We start from the raw sequence: 3,305 nt of genomic DNA on the forward strand, positions 1-3,305 counted from the left end.
ACGCCTGCGAACAGGCGCTGCGCACCACTGGTGCGAAGTTGCTGGTGATCTCCGGTGATGTCCGCGCCGTGCAGCTACTCGAAGAGCGGCTGCCCGCCTGGGTCCACGGGGAGACCACCATCCGGCACATCACCGGCGGCCGCAGCCCGGACGGCTCCCAACCACACCGAGCCGATGTGGTCGCCGAGGTGGCCCGGTCCGTGGCCGGGGCCTGGACAGCCGAGCTGCTGGCCCGGTTCGCCGAGCAGCTCGCCCCGCGCGGACTGGCCGTGGACGGCGAGCTGGCCACGCTGGAAGCCCTTGCCGAAGGCCGGGTCGGCGACCTGCTCGCCGCCCCCGACCCGAACGACACCCGAACCGCGTGGTTCGGCGCCAACCCGCGGCAAATCCTTCCTGCCACCCAGAACCCACCGGAATCATGGCAACGGCACCACCGCGGACCGCTAACGGATCTCGCGATCCGCGCCACCCTGCTCACCGGCGCCCACGTGCACGTCCTCGACCCGCACACGGCAGGCGCTCCTGCCGAGGACATCGGCGCGCTCTGCCGGTTCCACTAACGACAAAGTGCCGCGGTGCCGGACCCGAAGGCCCGGCACCGCGAGGTCCCTGCCCAGCTATCGGATGGCGTCGGTCACGTCGGCCAGTAGTGTGGCGGCGAGATCCCGTTCGGCCGGCGACGCGTGCCGTGGGGCAGGCATCTGTTCACCATGGACAGTGACGGGTGGTTGCCTTCCTTCCGCCGCGGTGAGACCCAGCATGGCGAGTAGTTCGGTGAGTTCGGCGGCGTCGCGGACCGCACCGGCCACCACCCGGGCCGCGTGATGCCGTTGCCAGCGCGGCGATTCGGAGCGATTCGGAGCGGTCGCCATCGTGATCTCCCGTCCTTCACTCGGCGGGGCCGGACACCTCGGCCCGCACGACACCGGGAACGGCTTCGGCGAGCACGACGGCCACGTGGTCATCGGTGACGTCGTGGTACTCGTCGGCGACGGTGACCACACCGTCGTGCACCTGGACGGCCCAGCGGCCGGGGCCACCGTAGATCTCCAGCCGGTGCCGGACGTCCCGAGCGATGTCGGTGTCCGAGCGGGCGAGGACACGCAGCAGGTCGCGGCGGGTGATGATGCCGACCAGGCGGGAGCCGTCGACGATGGGCACGCTGCGGTGCCGGGCTTTGAGCAGGGCCGCGGTCAGCTCGGTGAGGTCAGCGCCGGGGCCTGCGGCGACCGCGGGCGAGCTCATCACCTCCGCGACGGTGCTGCTGGTGGCGCGTGGTGTGGTGTGCCGCGCGCGGACTCGGGGGTCGGGCGGGATGCGTTGGTGGATCAGGTCGGCTTCGGTGACGATCCCGACCAGCGCCTCATCGTCGTCGACCACGGGCAGTGCGGTGAAGCCGCGTTCGGCCAGCAGGGCGGCGGCCGCCTTGACGGTGGTGTCCGGCCGGACCGTCACCACCGGAGTGGTCATGATGTCGCGGGCACGCATGGCGGTTCTCCTTTCCGCGTCAGGTGGTGCGCAAGGCGCCGTCGAGCAGCAGGCGCCGTTCGGCAGCGGCGACCGCGGCCCGGGCCACGCCGACCACGTCGGGCACATACCCCATGACAACCTCCGTTGTCGTCGCCGGCTCAACGGTGTCGCCCACCCCGCCCAGGACGGCAGAGTCCGACGAACCCACACCCCGGGACCTCCGTCCCGGCCAAGGGTCAGCTCCGCTCCGGCCGGATGACCGCGACCGGGCAGGGCGCGCGGTGCAGCAAGGACTGGCTGACCGAGCCGAGACTCAGGCCGGTCCATGCCCCGCGGCCGCGGGAGCCGACCACGATCAGTTGCGCGTCGGTGGCGTGGGCGAGCAGGGCGCGGGCCGGCCGGTCCTTCTCGACGATCCGGCGCACCTCGACGGTCGGGTACTTCTCCTGCCAGGCGGCCAGCCGGTCAGCGAGCAGACGCTCCGCCTCGGCTTGCACCGCCGCCCAATCCACCTGAGACGGCAGGGCGACCCAGGTTTCAGCGCTGTCGACGTCCAGCCAGGTGTGCACGGCCAGCAGCGGTACGCCCCGGATCGCCGCGGCCTCGAACGCGAACGCCATGGCGGCCTCAGAGGTCGGTGAGCCGTCCACGCCGACCACGACCGGACCGGTCCGGGGCGACGCCTGCTCACCCGGCGGGCGGACGACCGCGACCGGGCTGTGCGCGTGGGCGGCCACGGTCACCGCGATGGGACCGACCAGCAACTCGGCGAAGCCACCCAACCCACGGGAACCCAGGACCACCATCCGCGCCCCGGCGGACTCGTCGATCAGACCCTTGGCGATCACACCGGCTCGCAACTCGGTGACGATCTCCACCGGATCGGCGACCGCGCGGGCGGCGTCAGCCGCCTGGCACAGCCACTGCCGGCACCGGTCGACGATGACGTCGCCGTGCCCGGCCAGATCCACATATCCCGGCGGCACAACGGTGCACACGTGCACCAACCGCAGCGGCGCGTTGCGCAGCTCGGCTTCCCTTGCCGCCCAACGCACGGCGTTCAGCGCGGAGTCCGATCCGTCCACGCCGACGACGATCGGTGATGCCGTAGTCATGGCGTGCTCCTTTCCAACCAGACATGTCTGCACTCCCTAGCGTTGCCGTCAACACCGCGCCGAGTCAGCGACGAAGGCCCCCCGATCCGAGGACTTTCGACTCCAGATCAACTCGTTCGAGTGAACCCAGACTTGTGGCAGTTGAAAGGAGAAACCGATGAGCATCAAGGAAAGGCCCACCAAGACCACGCGGGTTCCGGTGCAGACCATCCCGGACACCGTCACCCCGCGGGCCACGATCAGCCCGACCGCGGGCAAGCTGCTCGCCCTCACCCGGATCGCCCTCGGCTTCATCTTCGCCTGGGCATTCGTCGACAAGCTGTTCGGACTGGGCTACGCCACCCCGGAAAAGGGCGCCTGGATCAACGGCGGGTCCCCCACCAAGGGCTTCCTCGGCGGGGTCGACCACGGACCGTTCCAGTCCCTGTTCAACAGCTGGGCCGGTGACACCTGGGCCAACTGGCTGTTCATGCTCGGCCTGGCCGGCATCGGCCTCGCCCTGCTGACCGGCGTCGGACTGCGCATCGCCGCGGTCAGCGGCTCACTGATGCTGCTGCTGATGTGGGCCGCCGAATGGCCGCTGGCCCAGCACACCGCCACCGGCGAGCTGACCCGCTCCACCAACCCCCTGCTCGACGACCACATCATCTACGCCCTGGTCCTGCTCACCCTGGCCGCGCTCTACGCCGGCCGCTACTGGGGCCTGGGCAACCGCTGGGA

The 3,305-nt window shown here is 70.9% G+C and carries 5 protein-coding genes; 2 read left to right on the forward strand and 3 right to left on the reverse strand.

What is annotated here, in order from left to right:
- A partial coding sequence (locus tag VFO68_RS03985) for a hypothetical protein (RefSeq protein ID WP_325156761.1) occupies nucleotides 1–560 on the forward strand: 560 nt, incomplete at its 5' end.
- Nucleotides 561–617: 57 nt separating this feature from the next.
- Here VFO68_RS03985 and VFO68_RS03990 read toward each other — a convergent pair.
- The 3 genes from VFO68_RS03990 to VFO68_RS04000 all read right to left on the reverse strand — a co-directional run bounded on the left by VFO68_RS03990 (nucleotide 618) and on the right by VFO68_RS04000 (nucleotide 2,585).
- On the reverse strand, nucleotides 618–872 hold the full coding sequence (locus VFO68_RS03990) for a hypothetical protein (protein WP_325156762.1): 255 nt from the start codon (nucleotides 870–872) through the stop codon (nucleotides 618–620).
- 16 nt (nucleotides 873–888) lie between these two features.
- Nucleotides 889–1,488, reverse strand: a complete 600-nt coding sequence (locus VFO68_RS03995) for a CBS domain-containing protein (RefSeq protein WP_325156763.1) — start codon at nucleotides 1,486–1,488, stop codon at nucleotides 889–891.
- Nucleotides 1,489–1,706: 218 nt separating this feature from the next.
- A complete protein-coding gene (locus VFO68_RS04000; RefSeq protein ID WP_325156764.1) occupies nucleotides 1,707–2,585 on the reverse strand; it encodes a universal stress protein in 879 nt (292 codons plus the stop codon).
- 157 nt (nucleotides 2,586–2,742) lie between these two features.
- Between VFO68_RS04000 and VFO68_RS04005 the strand changes: the two genes are divergently transcribed.
- The coding region (locus VFO68_RS04005; RefSeq protein WP_325156765.1) for a hypothetical protein at nucleotides 2,743–3,305 on the forward strand (563 nt) is incomplete at its 3' end.

The organism is Actinophytocola sp., from assembly GCF_035712165.1.
Classification (GTDB): Bacteria; Actinomycetota; Actinomycetes; order Mycobacteriales; family Pseudonocardiaceae; genus DASYTH01.

What these genes read in the sequence shown, in the direction of transcription:
- VFO68_RS03990 (WP_325156762.1), bottom strand. Translation starts at nt 872, where the DNA reads ATGGCGACCGCTCCGAATCGCTCCGAATCGCCGCGCTGGCAACGGCAT.
- VFO68_RS03995 (WP_325156763.1), bottom strand. Translation starts at nt 1,488, where the DNA reads ATGCGTGCCCGCGACATCATGACCACTCCGGTGGTGACGGTCCGGCCG.
- VFO68_RS04000 (WP_325156764.1), bottom strand. Translation starts at nt 2,585, where the DNA reads ATGACTACGGCATCACCGATCGTCGTCGGCGTGGACGGATCGGACTCC.